Source organism: Herbaspirillum sp. NPDC087042, from assembly GCF_044745245.1.
In the GTDB taxonomy this organism is placed as follows: domain Bacteria; phylum Pseudomonadota; class Gammaproteobacteria; order Burkholderiales; family Burkholderiaceae_D; genus Herbaspirillum.
In genome coordinates this window covers 190,936-211,406 of sequence record NZ_JBIUZW010000007.1, presented here as the reverse complement: position 1 = coordinate 211,406, position 20,471 = coordinate 190,936, and the positions used below count along the sequence as shown (strand labels likewise).

At 64.4% G+C, this 20,471-nt stretch carries 19 protein-coding genes; 17 read left to right on the top strand and 2 right to left on the bottom strand.

Translation table 11 applies throughout. From position 1 onward, the window contains the following. Position 1: 1 nt before the first annotated feature. The 7 genes from ACIPHN_RS12055 to ACIPHN_RS12025 all read left to right on the top strand — a co-directional run bounded on the left by ACIPHN_RS12055 (position 2) and on the right by ACIPHN_RS12025 (position 5,658). A complete protein-coding gene (locus ACIPHN_RS12055) occupies positions 2–1,198 on the top strand; it encodes a beta-ketoacyl-[acyl-carrier-protein] synthase family protein (protein WP_400436388.1) in 1,197 nt (398 codons plus the stop codon). Continuing rightward, complete coding sequence (locus ACIPHN_RS12050) at positions 1,199–1,672, top strand: 3-hydroxylacyl-ACP dehydratase (protein WP_400436386.1); 474 nt, start codon at positions 1,199–1,201, stop codon at positions 1,670–1,672. After that, on the top strand, positions 1,669–2,406 hold the full coding sequence (fabG, locus tag ACIPHN_RS12045; protein WP_400436384.1) for a 3-oxoacyl-ACP reductase FabG: 738 nt from the start codon (positions 1,669–1,671) through the stop codon (positions 2,404–2,406). The genes ACIPHN_RS12050 and fabG overlap by 4 nt, the downstream gene beginning before the upstream one ends. Next, positions 2,403–3,647: a beta-ketoacyl-ACP synthase gene (locus ACIPHN_RS12040; protein ID WP_400436383.1), complete on the top strand. Its 1,245-nt coding sequence runs from the start codon at positions 2,403–2,405 to the stop codon at positions 3,645–3,647. The genes fabG and ACIPHN_RS12040 overlap by 4 nt, the downstream gene beginning before the upstream one ends. 61 nt (positions 3,648–3,708) lie before the next feature. Further along, on the top strand, positions 3,709–4,158 hold the full coding sequence (locus tag ACIPHN_RS12035; RefSeq protein ID WP_400436381.1) for an excinuclease ATPase subunit: 450 nt from the start codon (positions 3,709–3,711) through the stop codon (positions 4,156–4,158). An 11-nt stretch (positions 4,159–4,169) separates the two neighbouring features. Next, positions 4,170–4,829 (top strand): 4'-phosphopantetheinyl transferase family protein, encoded by a 660-nt coding sequence (locus tag ACIPHN_RS12030; protein ID WP_400436379.1) that lies wholly within the window; start codon positions 4,170–4,172, stop codon positions 4,827–4,829. Between the two features lie 58 nt (positions 4,830–4,887). Further along, entirely contained in the window at positions 4,888–5,658 is a 771-nt protein-coding gene (locus ACIPHN_RS12025; protein ID WP_400436377.1) for a hypothetical protein, read from the top strand. Positions 5,659–5,724: 66 nt separating this feature from the next. On the opposite strand, the gene ACIPHN_RS12020 is transcribed toward ACIPHN_RS12025, so the two are convergent. Then, positions 5,725–6,795 (bottom strand): maleylacetate reductase, encoded by a 1,071-nt coding sequence (locus ACIPHN_RS12020; RefSeq protein WP_400436376.1) that lies wholly within the window; start codon positions 6,793–6,795, stop codon positions 5,725–5,727. Positions 6,796–6,804: 9 nt separating this feature from the next. Then, complete coding sequence (locus tag ACIPHN_RS12015) at positions 6,805–7,671, bottom strand: intradiol ring-cleavage dioxygenase (RefSeq protein ID WP_400436374.1); 867 nt, start codon at positions 7,669–7,671, stop codon at positions 6,805–6,807. A gap of 139 nt (positions 7,672–7,810) precedes the next feature. Here ACIPHN_RS12015 and ACIPHN_RS12010 point away from each other — a divergent pair, with 139 nt between their 5' ends. The 10 genes from ACIPHN_RS12010 to ACIPHN_RS11965 all read left to right on the top strand — a co-directional run bounded on the left by ACIPHN_RS12010 (position 7,811) and on the right by ACIPHN_RS11965 (position 20,247). Continuing rightward, on the top strand, positions 7,811–8,728 hold the full coding sequence (locus ACIPHN_RS12010) for a LysR family transcriptional regulator (RefSeq protein ID WP_400436372.1): 918 nt from the start codon (positions 7,811–7,813) through the stop codon (positions 8,726–8,728). Between the two features lie 97 nt (positions 8,729–8,825). Then, a complete protein-coding gene (locus ACIPHN_RS12005; protein ID WP_400436371.1) occupies positions 8,826–9,389 on the top strand; it encodes a chalcone isomerase family protein in 564 nt (187 codons plus the stop codon). Continuing rightward, the gene (locus ACIPHN_RS12000; protein ID WP_400436369.1) at positions 9,386–10,636 is read left to right on the top strand and encodes an MFS transporter; all 1,251 of its coding nucleotides are present in this window, start codon (positions 9,386–9,388) and stop codon (positions 10,634–10,636) included. Before ACIPHN_RS12005 ends, ACIPHN_RS12000 begins: the two co-directional genes overlap by 4 nt. 16 nt (positions 10,637–10,652) lie before the next feature. Beyond that, positions 10,653–12,194 carry a cryptochrome/photolyase family protein gene (locus ACIPHN_RS11995; protein WP_400436367.1) on the top strand — a complete coding sequence of 514 codons (1,542 nt, stop codon included), beginning with the start codon at positions 10,653–10,655 and terminating at the stop codon, positions 12,192–12,194. Positions 12,195–12,431: 237 nt separating this feature from the next. Beyond that, positions 12,432–13,067, top strand: coding sequence for a response regulator (locus ACIPHN_RS11990; protein ID WP_400436365.1), 636 nt, complete (start codon positions 12,432–12,434; stop codon positions 13,065–13,067). 26 nt (positions 13,068–13,093) lie between these two features. Further along, positions 13,094–14,764 (top strand): ATP-binding protein, encoded by a 1,671-nt coding sequence (locus tag ACIPHN_RS11985; RefSeq protein WP_400436363.1) that lies wholly within the window; start codon positions 13,094–13,096, stop codon positions 14,762–14,764. Between the two features lie 33 nt (positions 14,765–14,797). Further along, positions 14,798–15,172 (top strand): Hpt domain-containing protein, encoded by a 375-nt coding sequence (locus ACIPHN_RS11980; protein ID WP_400436361.1) that lies wholly within the window; start codon positions 14,798–14,800, stop codon positions 15,170–15,172. Positions 15,173–15,281: 109 nt separating this feature from the next. After that, positions 15,282–17,411, top strand: coding sequence for an ATP-binding protein (locus tag ACIPHN_RS11975; protein ID WP_400436359.1), 2,130 nt, complete (start codon positions 15,282–15,284; stop codon positions 17,409–17,411). A 127-nt stretch (positions 17,412–17,538) separates the two neighbouring features. Continuing rightward, positions 17,539–19,269 (top strand): methyl-accepting chemotaxis protein, encoded by a 1,731-nt coding sequence (locus ACIPHN_RS11970; protein WP_400436357.1) that lies wholly within the window; start codon positions 17,539–17,541, stop codon positions 19,267–19,269. Positions 19,270–19,284: 15 nt separating this feature from the next. Continuing rightward, on the top strand, positions 19,285–20,247 hold the full coding sequence (locus tag ACIPHN_RS11965) for a chemotaxis protein (protein WP_400436355.1): 963 nt from the start codon (positions 19,285–19,287) through the stop codon (positions 20,245–20,247). Positions 20,248–20,471: the final 224 nt, after the last annotated feature.

The window sequence follows — 20,471 nt, the reverse complement described above, 5'->3', positions numbered from 1 at the left end:
CATGAGCCTCTACCTCAACGCCCTCGCCATGATCTGCCCGCTCGGCAACACGCACGACGCCATCCGCGCGCGCCTGTTTGCCGGCCACAGCGGCGTGCTCGCCGACACCACGCGCACCGATGCCCAGGGCCATGCCCTGTCGCTGGGCGCGGTCCCGGCAGCGTGTTCCCTGCCTGACGACAGCCATTTGCCGCTGCGCGAACGCAGCCGCAACAACCGCCTGATGCTGGCGGCGCTGGCGCAGATCCGCGAGCAGGCCGATGCCGCCATCGCCCGCTATGGCGCACACCGGGTGGCCGTCGTGCTGGGCACCAGTACCTCCGGCATCGCCGAGGGTGAGCAGGCATTCCGGCAACACGGCGTCCTGGGGGCTTTCCCCGAGGGCTATCACTATGGACAGCAGGAGCTGGGTTCGCCCGCCACCGCCCTGCGCCTGACACTGGGCATCAGCGGCCCGGCCCACGTCCACTCCACGGCCTGCGCCTCCAGCGGCAAGGCCATGGCCAGCGCGGCACGACTGCTCAACATGGGGGTATGCGACGCCGTCATCTGTGGTGGTGTGGACAGCTTGTGCGACTTCACCATCGCCGGCTTCTCCGCGCTCGAATCGGTCAGCGCGCAGCGCTGCAATCCGCTGTCGCTGCATCGCAACGGCATCAATATCGGCGAGGGTGCCGCGCTGTTCCTGATGAGCCGGGAACCGGCACGCGTCGCCTTGAGCGGCTGGGGGGAGTCGTCCGATGCCCACCATGTCTCGGCCCCCGATCCCGAGGGCCAGGGCGCGCAACGGGCCATCCTCAAGGCGCTGCAGCGCGCCGGGCTGGACCCCGCGCAGATCGACTACATCAACCTGCACGGCACGGCCACCCAGCAGAACGATGCGATGGAAGCCAAGGTGATCGCCACCCTGTTCGGCCATCAGGTCCCGGTCAGCTCCACCAAGCCCTTCACCGGCCATACCCTGGGTGCCGCCAGTGCCATCGAGGCCGGGCTGTGCTGGCTGGCCATGCAGGATGACAATGCCACGGGCCTGCTGCCGCCCCACCTGTGGGACGGCGCCGCCGATCCGGCCTTGCCGGTGTTGAACACGGTTGCCCCGGGGCAGGCGCTGGGCCATGCGCCGCGTCATGTGCTATCGAATTCCTTTGCCTTTGGCGGCAGCAACGTGGCGCTGGTGTTCTCGCGCACGGGAGCCTGAATGCAGACCCGGACACCGGCCATCGCTGCCATCGACACCCTGCTGCCGCATGCAGCACCGATGATCCTGCTCGATCGCGTGCTGGAGGTCTCTGCGGAAGAATTGCTGGCCGAGGTCGAGATACGACCGGACAGCCTGTTCCACTCCGGCACCGGCGTGGGCGCCTGGGTGGGTATCGAATACATGGCCCAGGCCATCGCCGCATGGGCGGGCTATCATGCGCGCGAACGTGGAGAGGAAGTGAAGATCGGCTTCCTGCTGGGATCGCGCCGCTATGCCTGTGCGCTCCCGGAGTTCGCCACCGGCATGCGCCTGGGGGTGTCGGTGAAGCTGCTGCTGCAGGCCGAGAACGGACTGGGTTCCTTTGACTGCGCCATCACCGACCTGCAAACACAACAAGAATTGGCGCAAGCCAGCGTGTCGGTATTCCAGCCGCACGACGTATCACACTATCTACAAGAAGGCATGGCATGACAACATCGGGGGAAAAGACCATCTTCGTCACCGGCTCCAGCCGGGGCATAGGACGCGCCATCGCACTGCGCCTGGCGCGCGATGGCTACGACATCGTACTGCACTGCCACCAGCGGCGCGACGCTGCCGAGGCGGTGGCCGGCGAGATCGGGGCGCTGGGACGCCAGGTCCGCATCCTGCAATTCGACATCGCCCAGCGCGACCTCGCAGCACAGGTGTTGCTGGACGATGTGCAAGCACATGGCTGCTACTACGGCGTGGTCTGCAATGCCGGCATCACCCGCGACAACGCCTTCCCCGCGATGCCGGGCGAAGACTGGGACAGCGTGCTGCGCACCAACCTGGATGGTTTCTACAATGTGCTCAATCCGCTGGTCATGCCCATGGTGCGCCGACGCGCACCGGGCCGCATCGTGACGCTGGCCTCGGTCTCTGGCCTGATCGGCAATCGCGGCCAGGTCAACTACAGCGCCGCCAAGGCCGGTGTCATCGGCGCGACCAAGGCGCTGGCACTGGAACTGGCCAAGCGCGACATCACCGTGAACTGCGTGGCCCCCGGCCTGATCGATACCGACATGACCGAGGACGCTCCGCTGGAAGAGATCCTCAAGCTGATCCCCGCACGCCGCACCGGCAAGCCTGAGGAAGTGGCCGCTGCCGTGGCCTTCCTGATGGCCGATGACGCTGCCTATATCACGCGCCAGGTCATCTCGGTCAACGGAGGCCTGGCATGAGCCGACACACGACACCGCGCCGGGTCGTGGTCACCGGCATGGCCGGCATCAGCCCGATCGGTTGCGACTGGGAGAGCGCCCTGGCCCACCTGAAGTCCTTGCGCAATGCGGTGCAGCGTATGCCCGACTGGGATGACTATGTCGGCCTGCACACCCGGCTGGGCGCGCCGGCGGCCGAGTTCTCGCTGTCCGAACGCTACAACCGCAAGAGCACCCGCAGCATGGGCCGCGTGGCCCTGATGGCCACCCGCGCCAGCGAATGGGCGCTGGCCGATGCCGGGCTGCTGGACGATCCCCTGCTCAAGAGTGGCCAGCTGGGCATCGCCTATGGCTCCTCGGCCGGCACGCCCAATGCGATTGCCGACTTTGCCATGATGTTCACCGAAAAGAACACGCGCGACATCAATGCCAATACCTACCTGAAGATGATGGCCCACACGGCGCCGGTCAACATGGGTGTGTTCTTCGGCATCACCGGGCGCATCATCACCACCTCCAGCGCCTGCACCTCCGGCAGCCAGGGCATCGGCTATGCCTTCGAGGCCATCCGCAGCGCACGCCAGGTCGCCATGGTGGCCGGCGGTTCCGAGGAATTGTGTGCCACCGAAGCGGCCGTCTTCGACACGCTCTACGCCACCAGCGTGCGCAACGACACGCCACTGGACACCCCCAGCCCGTTCGACCGGGACCGCGACGGACTGGTGCTGGGCGAAGGCGCCGGCAGCCTGATCCTGGAAGACCTGGACCACGCCCTGGCGCGCGGCGCCCGCATCCATGCCGAGGTGGTCGGCTTCGGCACCAACAGCGACGGCTCCCATGTCACCAATCCCAATGCCGCCACCATGCAGGTCGCCATCGAGATGGCACTGCAGGATGCCGGCTTGCCAGCCGACGCCATCGGCTACATCAATGCCCACGGCACCGGCACGCGCCAGGGCGACATCGCCGAAACCCAGGCCACGGCCCGCGTGTTCGGCACCCGTACCCCCATCAGCTCGCTCAAGAGCTACATGGGCCATACCCTGGGTGCCTGCGGCGCGCTGGAAGCCTGGCTCTCCATCGAGATGATGCGCCACGGCTGGTTCTCGCCCACCATCAACCTCAAGCAAGCCGATCCCGAGTGCGGCGAACTGGATTACCTCACCGGCGCCGGCAGGGCCATCGATTGCGAATACGTCATGTCCAACAACTTCGCCTTCGGCGGCATCAACACCTCGCTCATTTTCAAACGCTGGAACTGAAGGCCGATCGTCCCGATCCGAGCCCACGCCCTACTTCTCCACAACAAGGAAAAGGAAAACAATGAAGAAGATTTCCCTCGCACTCTCGCTGGCTGCCCTGTTGTCCGCATCCATGCTGCCGGCCCAGGCACGCGACACCAAACTCCTGCTGCCGCTGGATTCGGCCAAGGGCATGAAGGACAAGGAAGGCATCCTGGATGGCTCGGTCAAGTTCTATTTCGCCGGCCAATCGCATCCGGCCGTGCTGGAAAAGATTTCCACCGATATCGCCAACCAGAAGACCAATGCCGTCGGCAAGAGCGATGAAGAAGCCTGCAAGTGGGTGTACCTGTCGGCACTGGTGCAATTGCACAAGAAGGCCAGGGAGCTGGGCGGCAATGCCGTGCTCAACATCGTGAGCTACTACAAGAAGAACGAGCTGGCCAGCACCACCGACTTCGAGTGCCATGCCGGTGCCACCATGGCCGGCGTCGCGCTCAAGGGCGACATCGTCAAGATCGCCGACCAGTAAGGGCAGCCGGCGTGCCATCGACCCTTGCCTGGATCGTGGATGGCCGCGCGTTCGTCGCCGGCAGTACCATGCCGGACGGGTTCTCCACGGTACTGTCGGCCCATGAGCGCGCACGCCTGCAACGCTTCCTCAAGCCGCAGCGCGCCCGCGAGTTCCTGCTGGGCCGACTGTTGATGCGATACGCGCTCATGCACGCCACCGGCTGCTCGCTGGACGCCATTGCCGTCACGGAACGTCCCGGCGCATCGCCGTTGGTTGCCATCGGCGGACGACTTGCCGACGGCGTGCAGCTGCCGGCCGCCAGCATTTCGCATAGCCGGGGCTGGATTGCCTGCGCCCTGGGCAAGCTGTGCCAGGTCGGGGTCGATATCGAAGTGCCTGCACCGCAGCGCGATCTCGCCGCCCTGGCCGAGCTGGCCTTCACCACCGGAGAAAGAAGCTGGCTGGCCGCCCAGACATGGCCCGAACAGGCCTTCTACCAACTATGGTGTGGCAAGGAAGCCTTGTACAAGTACTGCAGCAATGCCGGACTCGACGAGACGACCACACATCATCTTCATCACCATCACAGCGATGCGTACCATCTCTGCATCTGTAGTCCGGTCGCACCGCAACAGCATCACCATCAACAGCTGGAACTGGCCGATCTGTTGAAATTGTCGTCAAGCTAAGCCAGAATCGCCCTGCCCAGCAGGGCTAAAACAAGCACAAGCACATCAAGGGGAAAACATGTCTACACCACGTCACTGGATGCTCGCCGCCGGCGCGCTACTGCTCATCACCGCCTGCAAGACACCGGAAGAGCGCATGGCCAGGCTGCAGCTCAAGCAGCAACAACTGGAACTGAAGACGCAGCAGGTCGCGCAGCGCAATGAAGCCCGCAACGCTGCGCGCGGCAACGTCCAGGACGCCGCCGTCGTGGACCAGCGCGCACCGCTGGAGAACGTGCTCAAGGCGCTGTCGGCATGCGACGCCAGCCTGAGCGTCACCGTCAAGCGATTCTCGCCTGACCTGCAAGCGCTCTTCCCGGTGACGGTGAAGGGGCAGGTCGCGGCCATCACCGTCGCCGACCGCCGCGCGCAAGGCGGCAACAGCGTCAAGGCGGCTGCCGGCGCGCGTGCCTATGGCCAGACCGTTTCCGGTTACTACGATGAAAGCCTGGAAATCAACGGCGGCCTGCAAAAGATGAGCTGGGGCTTCTACAGCCCGGCCAGCCCGGAGCAGCTGGCGCAGGCACTGGGCGCGGTGGTCCCCAACTTCAAGCGGATGAGCCGTGAACTCAGCGGCAACTACGTGCGTATGGAAATCTTCGAACGTGGTGGCTGGCATCGCACCACCCGCTTTGATTACTATCGCGCCCGGGCCGATCTGTTGGGCGAGCGCACCCTGGTCATCGAGCCCTCGCGCGACGCGGCCTTCCCTGGCAGCCGCATCGGTTGCTCGGTGCGCGGCGCGCAGGTGGCACAGTTCCAGGATGACCTGCGACCTGAACTGGACTAAGGTTCCAGCAGTGCGGCGTGAACGCCGCGACACCACGACAAGCCTGCCTCGCGCAGGCTTGTTCGTTCATGGGACTGCACGCTGCGGCCTGCGGCCTTCCCAGGCATCTTGCAGCAGGGCCAGCAGGGCCGCTCGCTCCAGCGGACGCGGATTGGCATAGGCATTCTGCAGGGCGATGTCGGCACAGCGTTCCAGCGCCTCCCTGGGCATGCCCAGGGCCTGCAGGGACAGCGGCGCCTGCAGGCGCGCCGCCAGGTCGTAGACGCCCTGGGCGGCATCCTCCACGCCCAGCGCGCGGGCAATGCGCTGCATCGCCTGGGGTGCGGCCGCGGCATTGTAGGCCAGCGCATGCGGCAGGATCACCGTATGCGTCTGGGCATGCGGCAGGTTGTAGCTGCCCCCCAGCGTGTGACACAGCTTGTGATGCAGCGACATGCCCACATTGCCCAGCACGGTGCCGCACAGCCAGGCGCCGTAGAGGCAGTGACTGCGCGCATCGGGGTCATCGCTGCGTGCCACGATGCGCGGCAAACCCTCGGCCAGGGCACGTATGCCCTCCTCGGCCAGCATCGACATGATGGGATTGGCATCGGCCGCATACAGCCCCTCGGCGGCGTGCGCCATGGCATTAATGCCGCTGGTCACCGACAGCGCCAGTGGCAGGCCTGCGCTCAACTCCGGGTCATAGATGACGGTGCGGGGCAGGACGCGTGCATCCCGTCCGGTCTTCTTCAGGCCGGCCTCGGTGATGCCATAGATGGGCGTCATCTCGCTGCCGGCATAGGTGGTGGGGATGGCCAGGATCGGGAGTTCGGACTCCAGCGCAATGGCCTTGCCCAGGCCCAGGGTGGAGCCGCCACCGATGGCGATGGCGCAATCGGCCCCCAGCTGGCGCGCCACCTCGCGGGCTTGCCGGGCCGTTTCGATGGGCACATGCATGACGGCCTGGTCGAAGATGCCGGCACAAAGCGGGCCCAGCAACGCGGCCACCCGCTCGGCGCTGGCGCGCTGTCCCGGCGTGCACAGGACCAGCGCGCGCTGCGCGCCCAGCAAGCGGGTTTCTTGCTCCAGCTGTTGCAGGCTGCCCGGACCGAAGATGACGCGGGCGGCGGTGCTGGTGTAGGTGAAGGCTTGCATGCGGGTGTCCTAGCCTTGCTTGGGGTTGAGGATGAAATCGTACTCCAGGGTGTAGAACGGCTGCGCACAATGCGTGCCATCCGGCGCCGTCCCCGCCTCATGATGCAACCAGTCGGCGATGAGTGTGGAGCGCACGCCGAAGACGGCATCCGAGGCCAGGTAGGGATCGCCACGGCGGAAGACATGGGTGATCAGCGTTTCATATCCCTCGGCCTGGATGCGGAAGTGCAGGTGCGCCGGCCGCCATGGATGCCGTCCCAGCGTCTCCAGCATCTTGCCCACCGGGCCGTCATGCGGGATCGGGTAGGAGTTGGCCAGGATACTGCGGAAGTGGAAGCGCCCGGCCTCATCGGCCAACAGCGTGGCGCGCGCCCGGTGATGGTCCAGGTCGGCATATTGCACGTCGTAGAAACCGTCTTCGTCGGCCTGCCAGACCTCCAGCCGGGCCTGCGCCAGCGGCTGGCCATCCAGCCCGCGCACGGTCCCGCGCACGAAGCAGGGCTCGCCCCGGGCGCCATTGGCGATATCGGCCCCCAGCGGCAGCTGCGGTGAGCCCTCCACATGGAAGGGACCGAATACGGTGGCCTCGGTACAGCCGACCGGCTTGTGGTTCTGCTGCGCCATGACCAGGGTGGACAGGCCCAGGGTGTCGGAGAGCAGGATGAATTCCTGGCGCTTGTCCGAACACATCTGGCCGGTCTCGGTCAGGAAGCGGATGCCGGCGAACCACTCCTCCTCGGTCAGCTTGACCTCGCGGGCGAAGGCGTGCAGGTGCTGCACCAGGCTGGTCATGATCTGCCGCAGGCGTTCGTCGGCCATGCCGGCATGGCGTGCCAGGACGGCCTGGGTGATGGTGTCTTCGTTCAGGTTGAGCATGGTCTCCTCGCGATGCCGGGTGGTCGTTCTGATTTTTGCATTGAGCGGTAATATAGTTCCGATAGTTGCAGAGATATATGCGGAAAGCGGAAAACTGTTTTCCATCCCCGACAAGCTAGCTACAGGAGGATCGTCCCAGGTGGATCGCTGGAACCAATTCGAACTCTTCGTCCAGGTCGCCGAGCTGGGCAGCCTCTCGCGCGCGGCCGAGGCGCTGGGCATGTCCAATGCCGCTGCCAGCCGTTGCCTGGCGGCGCTGGAAGAACGCCTGGGCGCGCGCCTGGTCGAGCGCAGTACGCGCCGCCTGGGCTTAAGCCAGATGGGCGAGGAGTTCTACCGCCACTGCAAGGCGGCGCTCACGCAGATGAAGGAAGCCGAGGAAATCGTCAACGCCAACAGCGTCGCGCCTGGCGGCATGTTGCGGGTGACCTCCTCGCTCTCTTTCTGCATGAAGCATATCAGCCCCATCCTGCCGCGCTTCCACAAGCTCTATCCCGACATCACGCTGGACCTGGTGGCGGCCAACCGCTACGTGGACCTGCTCGACAGCGGTATCGACATCGCCATCCGCACCCGCGAGTTCGAACCCGACTCCAACATCGCCGTGCGCCGCCTGGCGGCGACCCGACGCATCCTGGCAGCCGCGCCCGGCTACCTGGCCGCACGCGGCGTGCCGACCCGGCTGGAGGACCTGGCCGACCACGACCTGCTGGTCTACAGCCACGCCAACGATCCCAGGCGCCTGCACTTCACCGGCCCCGATGGCCATCAACAGGCGCTGGACATCCACAGCCTGATGCAATCCAACGATGGCCAGATCATCCGCGCCGCCGCCCTGGAAGGCCTGGGCATCCTGATCCAGCCCAACTACATCATCTACGACGATGTCGTGGCCGGCCGCCTGGTACCGGTGCTGGATGACTGGGACCTGCCGCGCCTGACCATCAACATCGCCTACCAGGGCCGCAAGCACTTGCCGGCGCGGGTCAGGGTGTTCATCGATTTCCTGGTGCGGCACTTCGAGGAAATGGACTACGAACGCAAGTGGACACGTTGAGACGGCTGGCATGATGCGCACAAATACCGATCGGTAAATTACAATTACCAATCGGTAGCATCCATCGTATCTGCCTCTGCGACAGGAGCAATGTGCCATGCGCAATCCATCCCCACGTCTGCGTCCGGCCCGATGGGCCAGACCCCATCTCGTACTGCTGTGCCTGGCGCTGGCCGCCAGCCTGCCGACGCGCGCCGCCGAGGTCTGGCGCGACGCCTTGCCCCAGGCCCAGGAGATTGGCAGTGGCACCATGCGCTGGCTGGGCTTTCGCATCTACCAGGCCACCCTGTGGGCGCCGCGCCGGCCACTGGACACCGGGCAGCCCTTCGCCCTGCAGCTGCAGTACCAGGTCAGGGTCACGCGTGAGAAGCTCGCCGCCACCTCCATCGAGGAAATGCAGCGCATGAGCCCCACCCTCATCCCCGCCCCCACCCTGGCGCGCTGGAAGTCCGAACTGCTGCGCGCCTTTGTCGATGTGGCCGATGGCGACGAGCTGGTGGGCGTCTACCTGCCCCAGCGCGGCATGCGCCTCTATGACCGCGAGCGCATGCTGGCCGAGATCGACGATACCGAGCTGGCGCGGGCCTTCTTCAACATCTGGCTGGGCCAGCCCAGCCGCGACGACAGCCTGCGCCGCAGCCTGCTCGGGGAGGCGCCTTGAGCGTGACGCCCCGGCCGGCCCGCAGGCGCTGGCCGGATGCCGCCTATGGCATGCTGGGCGCGCCGCTGGCGATGGCGGCCTTGCCGCTATTCGTGCAGATCCCTTCCTACTATGCCAGCCAGGTCGGCGTGGCATTGGCGCCGCTGGGCTGGGTCCTGTTCGCAGCGCGCCTGCTGGACATGCTGCAGGATCCCCTCTTCGGTCACCTGCTGGACCGCACGCCATCACGCCAGAAGGCCTGGATGAGCGCTGCTGCCGTGGTGCTGGCGCTGGCCTTCATGGGCCTGTGGCATCCGCCATCGCAGCCCGGTGCCGCCATGGCCTGGCTGGTCGTGATGCTGGTACTGGCCTACGGTGGCCACAGCCTGCTCGGCATTGCCTACCTATCCTGGGGGGCGAGGCTGCCCGAGGGCGGCATGCGCGCGGTGGCCTGGCGCGAGGGTGCCGGACTGGCCGGCGTCATCGTGGCCAGCGTGGTGCCGGTGGGCATCCTCGCGGGCGAACCGGCACGGGTGTCGTCACGCTTGTGGTGGTATGGCCTGCTCTTTGCGATGCTGCTGGCGTTGGCGTTGCGATGCCTGCTGCGCCAGCCGCTACCGGCGCCGTCGACCGCGACCATTGCCTCCTGGCGTCAGTCGCTGCAGCGGCTGTGGACCAATCCTGCCTTCCGCGCGCTGCTGCCGCCCTACCTGCTCAATGCCCTGTCGGCGGCGATCCCGGCCACGCTGGCGCTGTTCTTCATCGATGATCAGCTCCAGGCTCGCCACCTGGCCGGATGGTTCCTGGCAGCCTATTTCGCGGCGGCAGCATCGATGCTGCCGCTGTGGAGCACGCTGGCGCGCCGGTTTGGCCCTGCGACCTGCTGGCGCGGTGCCATGTTGCTGGCCGTGGCCGGCTTCATCGGCGCGGCATTGCTGGGTCCCGGTGACCGCCTGGCCTTCCTGGCGGTATGCCTGGTCACCGGGGCGGCACTGGGTGCGGATCTCCTGCTGCCCCCGGTGCTGCTGGCGCGGGTGCTGCCGCAAGGCGATGCGATCAGCACCGCCTTCGGTGTCTTCACCATGCTGGGCAAGCTGGCGCTGGCCCTGGCCGGGGTCGCCCTGTCCCTGCTGGCGGCGCTCGGCTACCAACCCGGTGAGGGCCCCACCAGCGCCCTGCCGATGGTCTATGCCATCCTGCCTTGCGGATTGAAACTGCTGGCCTTCCTGATGCTGGGACGCACCCGGCGTCGACATGAGCTGCGCTGACACAACAGATCTGCCCATGCATCCCACTGCCCGCATCCTGCGCCTGATCCTGGGCGACCAGTTGAACCCGCTGCACTCCTGGTTCGACAGCTGCGATGCTCAGGTGGTCTATGTGCTCATGGAGGTGCGCTGCGAAACCGACTATGTCCTGCATCACGCGCAAAAGGTACTGGCCATCTTCGCCGCCATGCGCCAGTTTGCCGCCCGGCTGCGTGCGGCCGGCCACCGGGTGCGCTACATCAGGCTGGACGATCCCAGCAATCGCCAGACGCTGGCCGACAACCTCAGCGCGCTGGTGCAGCACTACCAGGCGCAGTGCGTGCAATGGCAGGCGCCCGACGAATGGCGCGTCGATGCGGTCCTCAGCCAGTGGGCCGCTGCGCATCCACTGCAGACAGCCGTATGCGACAGCGAACATTTCCTGACCAGCCGCCATGCGCTGCCGGACCTGTTCGGCCAGCGCAAGCAATGGCTGATGGAACACTTCTACCGGCAGATGCGCCAGCGCTTCGACATCCTGCTGGACGCACAAGGCAAGCCGGCCGGCGGGCAATGGAACTTCGACCACGACAATCGCAAGCGCTGGCCCGGCCAGCCGGCCGAACCACAGGACTGGCGCGCCCCGCATGACCACGGCGCACTGTGGGAGATGGTGCAGGCCTGTGGTGTACGCACCTTCGGCGAACCCGATGCGGCACAGCTGCGCTGGCCGCTGGACCGGGAAGAGGCCCTGCAGCACCTGGAGCAATTCATCGCCACCGCCCTGCCCTGGTTTGGCGACTACGAAGACGCCATGAGTAGCCAGGCCCGGCGCCTGTTCCATTCTCTGCTCTCCTTCGCCCTCAACCTCAAGATGCTGCACCCGCTGGAAGTGGTACGACGTGCCGAGCGGGCCTGGCAAGACGGTGATGCGCCGCTGGCGGCGGTGGAAGGATTCGTGCGCCAGATCATCGGCTGGCGCGAATATGTGCGTGGCATCTACTGGTCGCAAATGCCGGGCTACGACGAGCGCAACGTGCTTGGGCACACGCTGCCGCTGCCGGCCTGGTTCTGGACCGGCCAGACCCGCATGCGCTGCCTGCAGCAATGCATCACGCAGTCACTGCAGAGCGCCCACGCCCACCACATCCAGCGCCTGATGGTGATCGGCAACTTCGCCCTGCTGGCCGGACTCGATCCGCGCGAGCTGCACCACTGGTACCTGGGCATCTATATCGATGCCTTCGAATGGGTGGAACTGCCCAATACCCTGGGCATGAGCCAGTGGGCCGATGGCGGCATCATCGCCACCAAGCCCTATGTCAGCAGCGCCGCCTACATCGGCCGCATGAGCGACTATTGCCAGGGCTGCGCCTACGATCCGAAGCAGAAAACCGGTGAACGCGCCTGCCCCTACAACGCCTTGTACTGGGACTTCTTCCTGCGCAATCAGCCGACCTTCGGCAACAATCCCCGCCTGGGCATGGTCTACCAGCAGCTGGGAAAAATGGATGCGCAAGACCTGGCCCGCCTGCAAACCCGTGCGGCTGACCTGCGCTCCCGCCTTGACCAGCTCTGACAGCGTGGCCATCCGGCGGCACGGTCGCGGCCGTGAGTTTTCATCGTTTTCTCGCTTCGATGAAAAAACAGGCAAAATACGCAAAAACTGACGAAGTCACGAAAATCTCTGCATAATAAAAGTGCAGAAGATTTCCATCAGGCATGACTGTTGTGTTTGAACAAAAAACAATTATATTGAATTTAAATTCTATCTAATGAATTTGATTTATTTGTGTAAAATACCGATAATGGATTTATGAAAACCGCAAAGACAACCAGCTCCGAGGTCTGCACCACCCAGGAAGCCGCACACATCCTGGGCATCTCGGTATCGTCCGTCCAGCAACTGGTCGAAGCCGGCATCATCGAAGCCTGGAAGACCAAGGGTGGACACCGGCGCATTCCGCTGACGGCCGTGCATGCCTACAAGGCCACACCGGGCTCGTCGGGCGAAGCGGGTGAACATGGCAGGAGCGGTCCGGCGCCGCGGCCCAACAATGGCCGTACCGCCGTCCTGGTGATCGAGGACAACCGCCTGCAGCGCGAGCTCTATGCGGCGGCCCTGGAATCCTGGGGACTGCCGCTGGATCTGGTCTATTGCGACAATGGCTACAAGGCGCTGCTGGAGATCGCGCGCAGCAAACCCGATGTGGTGCTGGCCGATATCGTGATGGAAGGCATGGATGGCTATGAGGTCGTCAAGACCATCCTCAACGATCCCCAGCTGCAGGATGTGAGCATTGCCATCGTCAGCAGCCTGGACAAGGACGAGATGGCGCAGCGAGGCGGGATTCCGGCCGGCGTGGTGTTCTTCCCCAAACCGGTCAACTTTGACGAATTACGCGGCTACATGCGGGCGTGTTGCGCCCGCAGGGAGCGAGAGAGCCGATAACAGACTGGGAAAGGCCCGAGTGTTTCATGGAAGACCGGAAAAACCAACCCTTGCCACTCCGGTTCACGCGCATCGACCTGCGCGTTGCCCTGAGCCTGTTTTCCCTGCTGCTGATCTGCGGCTTGTGGCTAGGCGTCTACAAGGAGCTGCAGACCAGTCGTGAGAACACCCTGGCCGATGCCAGGCGCGATGCCCAGTCGCTGTCGCGGCTGTTCCTGGAACATGCCTATCGCACCATCGAAGCGGCCGACCAGGCCGCCCTCTATCTGCGCTATCGCTACGGGCAGCTTGGCAACTCGCTCAACCTGGCCACCGAAATCGAGAATGGCCTGGTGGCACGCAATGTCTACAACCTCTTTACCATCGTCGACAGCCGTGGCGATGTGGTGCTCTCCAGCCAGCCTTTCGCGCCGGTCAACCTGTCGGACCGTGAACATGTCCAGGTGCAGATGAAGGATGGCCAGGACCAGCTCTTCGTCAGCAAGCCCGTCCTGGGACGGGTCTCCAAGAAATGGTCGCTGCAGATGACCCGCCGCATCAACCGCCCCGACGGCTCCTTCGGCGGCGTGGTGGTGGTGTCGATGGATCCGCAATACTTCACCCGTCTCTACCACCAGATCGATGTCGGCCACCATGGCGTCATCACGCTGGTCGGCGAGGATGGCGTGGCGCGTGTACGCCGCACCGGCGACATCGATGCCATGGGCGAATCGGTCAGCAAGGGCGTGGTCCATGCCCATGCCATGCGCGAGGAACAAGGGATCGTCGAGGCCACCAGCGCCATCGATGGTCGCGTGCGGATCTACGCCTTCCAGCACCTGCCCCACTACCCCTTGTATGCCACCGTGGGCATGGACGTGGAAGAACGCCTGGCGCCCTATTATCGCGAGCGCACCCGTACCTGTATCCTGGCCAGCCTGATTACCCTGGGGGTGCTGGTCTTCAACGGCGCCCTGCTCTGGCTGGCCAGCTCGCTGGTCAAGAGCCGGCGTGCCGCCATGGAGGCCAACCTGGCCAAGTCGCGCTTCCTCTCCAACATGTCGCATGAATTCCGCACCCCCTTGAATGGCGTGCTGGGTTATTCCGACGCGCTGCGCGAAGAGCTGGGCGAATCGCCCCTGGCCCCCTATGCCACGGCCATCCATGACAGCGGCAACCGCCTGCTGAACCTGGTCAATGCCATCCTGGAAGTGACCGAACTGGAAGACGGCCGCGTGACCGTCCACCTGGAGCCGGAAAACATCCGCGAACTGGTCGGCCAGTCCATTGCCCGCCACTACCCGGCCGCGCATGGCAAGGGCCTGCAACTGGATTGCCGCATCAGCGACGACGTACCGCAGATCGTGGTGTGCGACGAGCGCAAGGTCCAGCGCGTGTTGGAGAACCTCATCGGCAATGCGGTGCGCTATACCGATCAGGGCCGCATCATGGTCGAGGTCGAACGCGAGGGCAGCAAAGAGTTGACTATCCGCATCCAGGACACCGGCATCGGCATTGCCGAAGAGAAACTCGATCATGTCTTTGAAAAATTCGCCCAGGTCGATGACAGCCCGCAACGCGCCAAGGATGGCGCCGGTCTTGGTTTGACCATTGCCCAGCGGCTGGTATTGCTCATGGGGGGGAAACTCGTGTTACAGTCCAAGCAACACCAAGGCTCGACGTTCAGCTTCACGCTACCGCTGCAAGAGCCGAAGTAAAAGGCCGCGAATCCAAGCAAACAAGGGGGAGCCGTGCAACCGGGCCAGGACCAGAACGCGTATCGCCATATCGATCCCAGCCAGTTGCTGGATGCCGTGGGCGGCGATGCCCGCACGGTCGCCTCGCTGGCTCGCACCTTCATCGACAGTGCTCCGGATATCTTCACGCGGCTGGAGCGTGCCGTCCAGGCCGGCAATGCCGATGCCGTGCGCCACGAGAGCCACACGCTCAAGGGCATGAGTGCCCTCTTCAATGCCCGGGTACTGACGCAATTGCTGCTGCATGCCGAACAGGCGGGCCGCCAGGGACAGACGCCCGCCCCCGCTGACCTGGGGCAGCTGCAAACGCTTTTCGCACAGGCGCTGGAAGAGATCCGGCAGGTCGCACAGTCCGCCGGAAGGGCCTGAGCGTATTGCCGTTGCACGACCCGCATTACCATCCATGAGCCCGACAACGTCCCCTGCCCCGCTGCAGCCGCAACGTATCCGCAAGTCCGCCGTTACCATAGGCGCGCTCTTGCTGACTCTGCTCGTGGTGACCGTGCTGGCGGCCGGCGCCTTGCTGTACCGGGCCGGCCTGAACGACTGGCACAATGACCTCTCGGTACTCTCGGCCACCCTGTCCGAAAGCACGGCCCAGACGATGTCCTCGGCCCATCTGGTACTGGACAGCATGCAGGCCGACATCGAAAAAACAGGGGCAGAGGACCAGGAGCAACTGCGACAGCGCATCGCCACCGAGCAGTTCTCGCAACTCCTGCGCGAGCAGATACGCGGCCTGCCCTTTGTCGCCGGCGTTGGCGTCAGCGGCGCCGATGGCAAGGTCATCGTGATCTCGCGTGCCTTCCCCATTCCCGAGATCGACATGTCCGATCGGGATTACTACCATTTCCACCGCCATTCTCCGTCGACCGAGGATTTCCTGGGCAAGACCATCAACGCCCGCTCCAATGGCCAGCCGACCTTCTTCCTGACCCGCCGCATCAACGACAGGCATGGCAACCTGCTGGCCATCGTCGTGGTGGGTCTGCGCCAGGCCTCCTTCGACAAGTTCTTCAGCAGCATCAATCACGAAAAACCCTTCTCCATCCTCCTGGCGCGCAAGGATGACACGGTCCTGGTGTGGTCGGACCCCAACAAAGAGCGTCACAACATCCCGCCCTTGCCTGAACTGCACCCACCGCGTCCGGCCGGCAAGGAAGAGAATGCCCCCTATTTCTTCATGCAGTCGCACTGGCTGGGCATCCATCAACCGGTGCGCGGTGCGCCGCTCTACCTGGAGGTGGCAGTCACCGACGAGGTCTATTTCTCGGACTGGCTGGAATCGATGTACCCGCTCATGACGGTGGCCGGCATCAGCCTGCTGGGCCTCATCGGCGGCTTTGCCCTGACCCTGCGCCAGGTCCAGCGGCGCGAGCAGGATGCCCTGCTGGCCATGCAGCTCAAGGACGCGGCCGACCAGGCCAACGAGGCCAAGTCGCGCTTCCTGGCCATGGTCAGCCATGAGATCCGCACGCCCATGAACGGCATCATGGGCCTGTCCGAACTGCTGATCGAGTCGGGACTCTCCACCCGCCAGCAGCACTACGCCAACAGCATTCATGGCGCCACCGAGGGGCTGGTACGCATCATCAACGACATCCTGGATATCTCCAAGATCGAGTCCGGCAAGCTGGACCTGGAAACGATGCCCTTCCATCCCGCCCGGCTGGTCAGGGAAATCAGCGAACTCTACCGCCCCTCGATACAGCACAAGGACGTCGAATTCGACGTGCGCATCGACTGCGACGAGGCGCTGGTGGTGCTGGGTGACCCGTCCCGCCTGAAGCAGGTGCTGGGCAACCTGCTGAGCAATGCCATCAAGTTCACCCAGGCCGGTCATGTGCGACTGAGCATGTCGGTGCGCGAGGACGAGAGCGACGACCACCATTGGCGCCTGTATTTCGCCATCAGCGACAGCGGCATCGGTATCTCGGCCGAGGCGCTGGATCAGCTGTTCCAGCCCTTCACCCAGGCCGACAGCTCCATCGCCCGCCGTTTCGGCGGTACCGGACTGGGCCTGGCCATCAGCAAGAACCTGGTGGAACTGATGGGCGGCCACATCGCCTGCCGCAGCGTCCCCGGGCAGTCGACCAAGTTCAGCTTCGATGTTCCTTGCCGGGAGGCGCCCGATACGGTGCCACCGGAGCAGCCGGCCCCCCCGGCCGCTACCGGCGCGGCGGCATCCACACCGGTGGCGACGCCGGAGGCGCCCGCCGTCTCGCTGGCCGGCGCCCGCATCCTGGTGGCCGAGGATACCGAAATCAACCGCCAGCTTCTGCGCATCCTGCTGGCCCGCAAGGGCTGCATCCTGCAGGAAGTGGAAAACGGCGCCCAGGCGGTGCAGGCAGCCCGCAGTGGCGGCTACGACCTGATCCTGATGGACTGCATGATGCCCATCATGGACGGCTACCAGGCCACTGCCGAAATCCGCACCCACGAGCAGGCGCAGGGCCTGCCGCGCATCCCCATCATCGCCCTGACCGCCAGCGCCATCGAAGGCGATCGCCAGCGCTGCCTGGATGCCGGCATGGACGATTACCTCAGCAAACCCTTCACCCAGGTCGGCCTGATGAGTACCGTCGAAAAATGGTTGAAAAAAGCGTGAATAGGGAAAATCCCTAAGAAAATAAAACAACTGCTTAAATTGTTTTATTTGATTTATTTGCTTCATCCCCCTATGATGACTCCTGAGCGCATCGAAGACATCGCGCCATCTATCAGGAGTCTGAAAAATGACATGGTTCTACAATCTCAAGATTGCCCAGAAACTCAACGCGGCCTTCCTCGTTGTTCTGGTGTTCCTGGTCACACTGGGCGGCCTCTCGGCCGTGCAGCTGGCCAGCGTGAACAAGAGTGCCACCGATATCGCACGCAACTGGCTGCCCAGCATCAGCACCCTCTCCAGGATGAGCCTGTCGCTGGCGCGCTCGCGCAGCTTCGACCTGCAGCAGATGCTGACTGCCGATCCGAAGGAACAAGCCGCCGCCCGCGACCGTGCTGACCAGCAGATCGCCATCCTGAGCAAGGAAACCGAACACTACGGCACCCTGGTGTCGGAGCCGCGCGAGAAGGAACTCTTTCCTGAAGTTCTGCGCAGCATCAACGAATACAAGTCGCTCCACGAACGCTACAAGGCCCTGTTCATCGCCGGCCAGAAGGATGACGCCCACGCCTTGCTGGACAGCGCCTCCACACCGATCTACCGCAAGCTGCAAGAACAGCTCGGCGAATTGTCCGAGGTCAACAGCAAGGGCGCGCACGTCTCCGAAAACGATGCCGATCGCGTCTATGACCAGGCCCACTACACCATCATCGCTCTGATCATTGCTTCCGTGATCCTGTCCATGGGCCTGTCGTGGTGGCTGGCACGCCTGGTGGCGCGGCCCCTGGGCAATGCCGTGGCCATCGCCCGCCGGGTGGCCGAAGGCGACCTCAGCGCCGACATCCCCAGCGCCGCCCGTGACGAAACCGGACAATTGCTGGATGCCCTCAAGCAAATGAATGGCAACCTGCTCAACATCGTGCGGGAAGTGCGCCAGGGGACCGACACCATCTCCACCGCCTCGGCCGAGATCGCCAGCGGCAACATGGACCTGTCCACCCGCACTGAACAGCAAGCCGGCGCGCTGGAAGAAACCGCCTCGGCCATGGAAGAACTGACTTCCACCGTGCGCCAGAACGCCGACAATGCCCGCCAGGCAAACCAGCTGGCCGTCACGGCCTCTGAAATTGCCCAGAACGGCGGCAGCGTGGTGGGCAAGGTGGTCGATACGATGGGCGCCATCAATGACTCCTCGCGCAAGATCGTGGACATCATCGGCGTGATCGACAGCATTGCCTTCCAGACCAATATCCTGGCCTTGAACGCCGCCGTGGAAGCCGCCCGTGCCGGCGAACAGGGACGCGGCTTCGCCGTGGTCGCCTCCGAAGTACGCAGCCTGGCCCAGCGCAGCGCATCGGCAGCCCACGAGATCAAGTCGCTCATCGATGACTCGGTGAACAAGGTCGACATCGGCAGCAAGCTGGTCAACGAAGCCGGCCAGACCATGAGCGAGGTGGTGGCCAGCGTCAAGCGCGTCTCCGACATCGTCGCCGAGATCACCGCGGCCAGCCACGAACAACAGCAGGGTATCGAGCAAATCAATCACGCCGTGACGCACATGGACGAGAATACACAGCAGAACGCCGCCCTGGTCGAACAGGCCGCCGCTGCCGCCAAGTCCCTGCAGGAACAGGCATCGCGGCTGAGCCAGACAGTAGGTGTATTCCGCCTGGATGCCAGCCATATGCCGGCTCCGGCCCCGACCACGACGTTCACGCAGGCAGCACCGGTGCCGCGCGATGTGACCCCAGCACGTCCGGCAGTAACGCAGGGACGTACCAAGGCCATCGCCCGCCCCGCCGCTGCACCGACCAAACCAGCTCCCGGCAGTACTGCCGAAGGTGACTGGGAACAATTCTGACCTGTAGAGGATGCGATGGACTCTTTCCAAAAAGAAATCGACGAACGGACCAACCTGACCTCCAGCAACAAGTTCGAACTGCTGCTGTTCCGCCTGGGCACCCCCGATGGCTCCACCGACAAACCGGGCGAGCTCTATGGCATCAACGTGTTCAAGATCCGCGAGATCGTCCCGATGATGGAGATCACTGCCGCCGCCGGCATGCGCTCGCCGATGATGGGCATGGTCAATATCCGTGGCCAGGTGATGTCGGTAGTGGATCTGTCGGCGGTGACCGGATGCAAGGCCGGGCATGGCCTCAACATCTTGCTCATCACCGAGTTTGCCCGTCACACCCAGGCCTTCGCGGTGGAATCGGTAGAAGAGATCGTGCGCCTGGACTGGAGTCAGGTGCTGCCCGCCGAAGCGCATTCACCGGGCAGCCTGGTGACCAGCATCGCCCGCCTCGACTCCGCCATCGACGGTGGTCGGCTGGTGCAGGTGCTGGACGTGGAACACATCCTCAACCTGGTCTCGCCGGTGAAGGAACAAATCCAGTCGCCGCCGCCGGGGACCAGCGAACTCAAGCTCAAGCCGGGTTCCGTGGTGCTGGCAGCCGATGATTCGCGCATGGCGCGTGCCCTGATCGAGAAGTGTCTCCAAGACCTGAACCTGCCCTACATCATGGCTACCGACGGCCTGCAGGCCTGGAAGAAACTGCAGGAACTCGCGCGCGCAGCCGAACAGGAGCGCAAGCCGCTCACCGACAAGGTCGCCATGGTCCTGACCGACCTGGAGATGCCGGAGATGGATGGCTTCACCCTGACCCGCAAGATCAAGGCCTCGGAGCAATACAAGCAGTTACCGGTAGTGATCCACTCCTCGCTCACCGGCTCGGCCAACGAAGACCATGTGCGTTCGGTGGGCGCCAATGGTTATGTCGCAAAGTTTTCACCGCCTGAACTGGCAGCAATGCTGCGCAAGGTGCTGCCCCCCTGACGGCACCTACTGCAGAGCCAGGAACGGCGCTTTTTACAAGCCCGCCCGGCCGACCTCCCGTCGGCCGCCAGAACGCCGCCCCTTCCGGGCGGCGTTCGTCATTGCAACGCTGACCAAATCGGCCAGGCTTGAGCTATCTCAAATTTATTCGAGGCCAAGCTCCTAGAATCAAATCGAGCGTTCTCCCGGATGGCACCACAACCGCCTTCATTCCGGCAGCATGG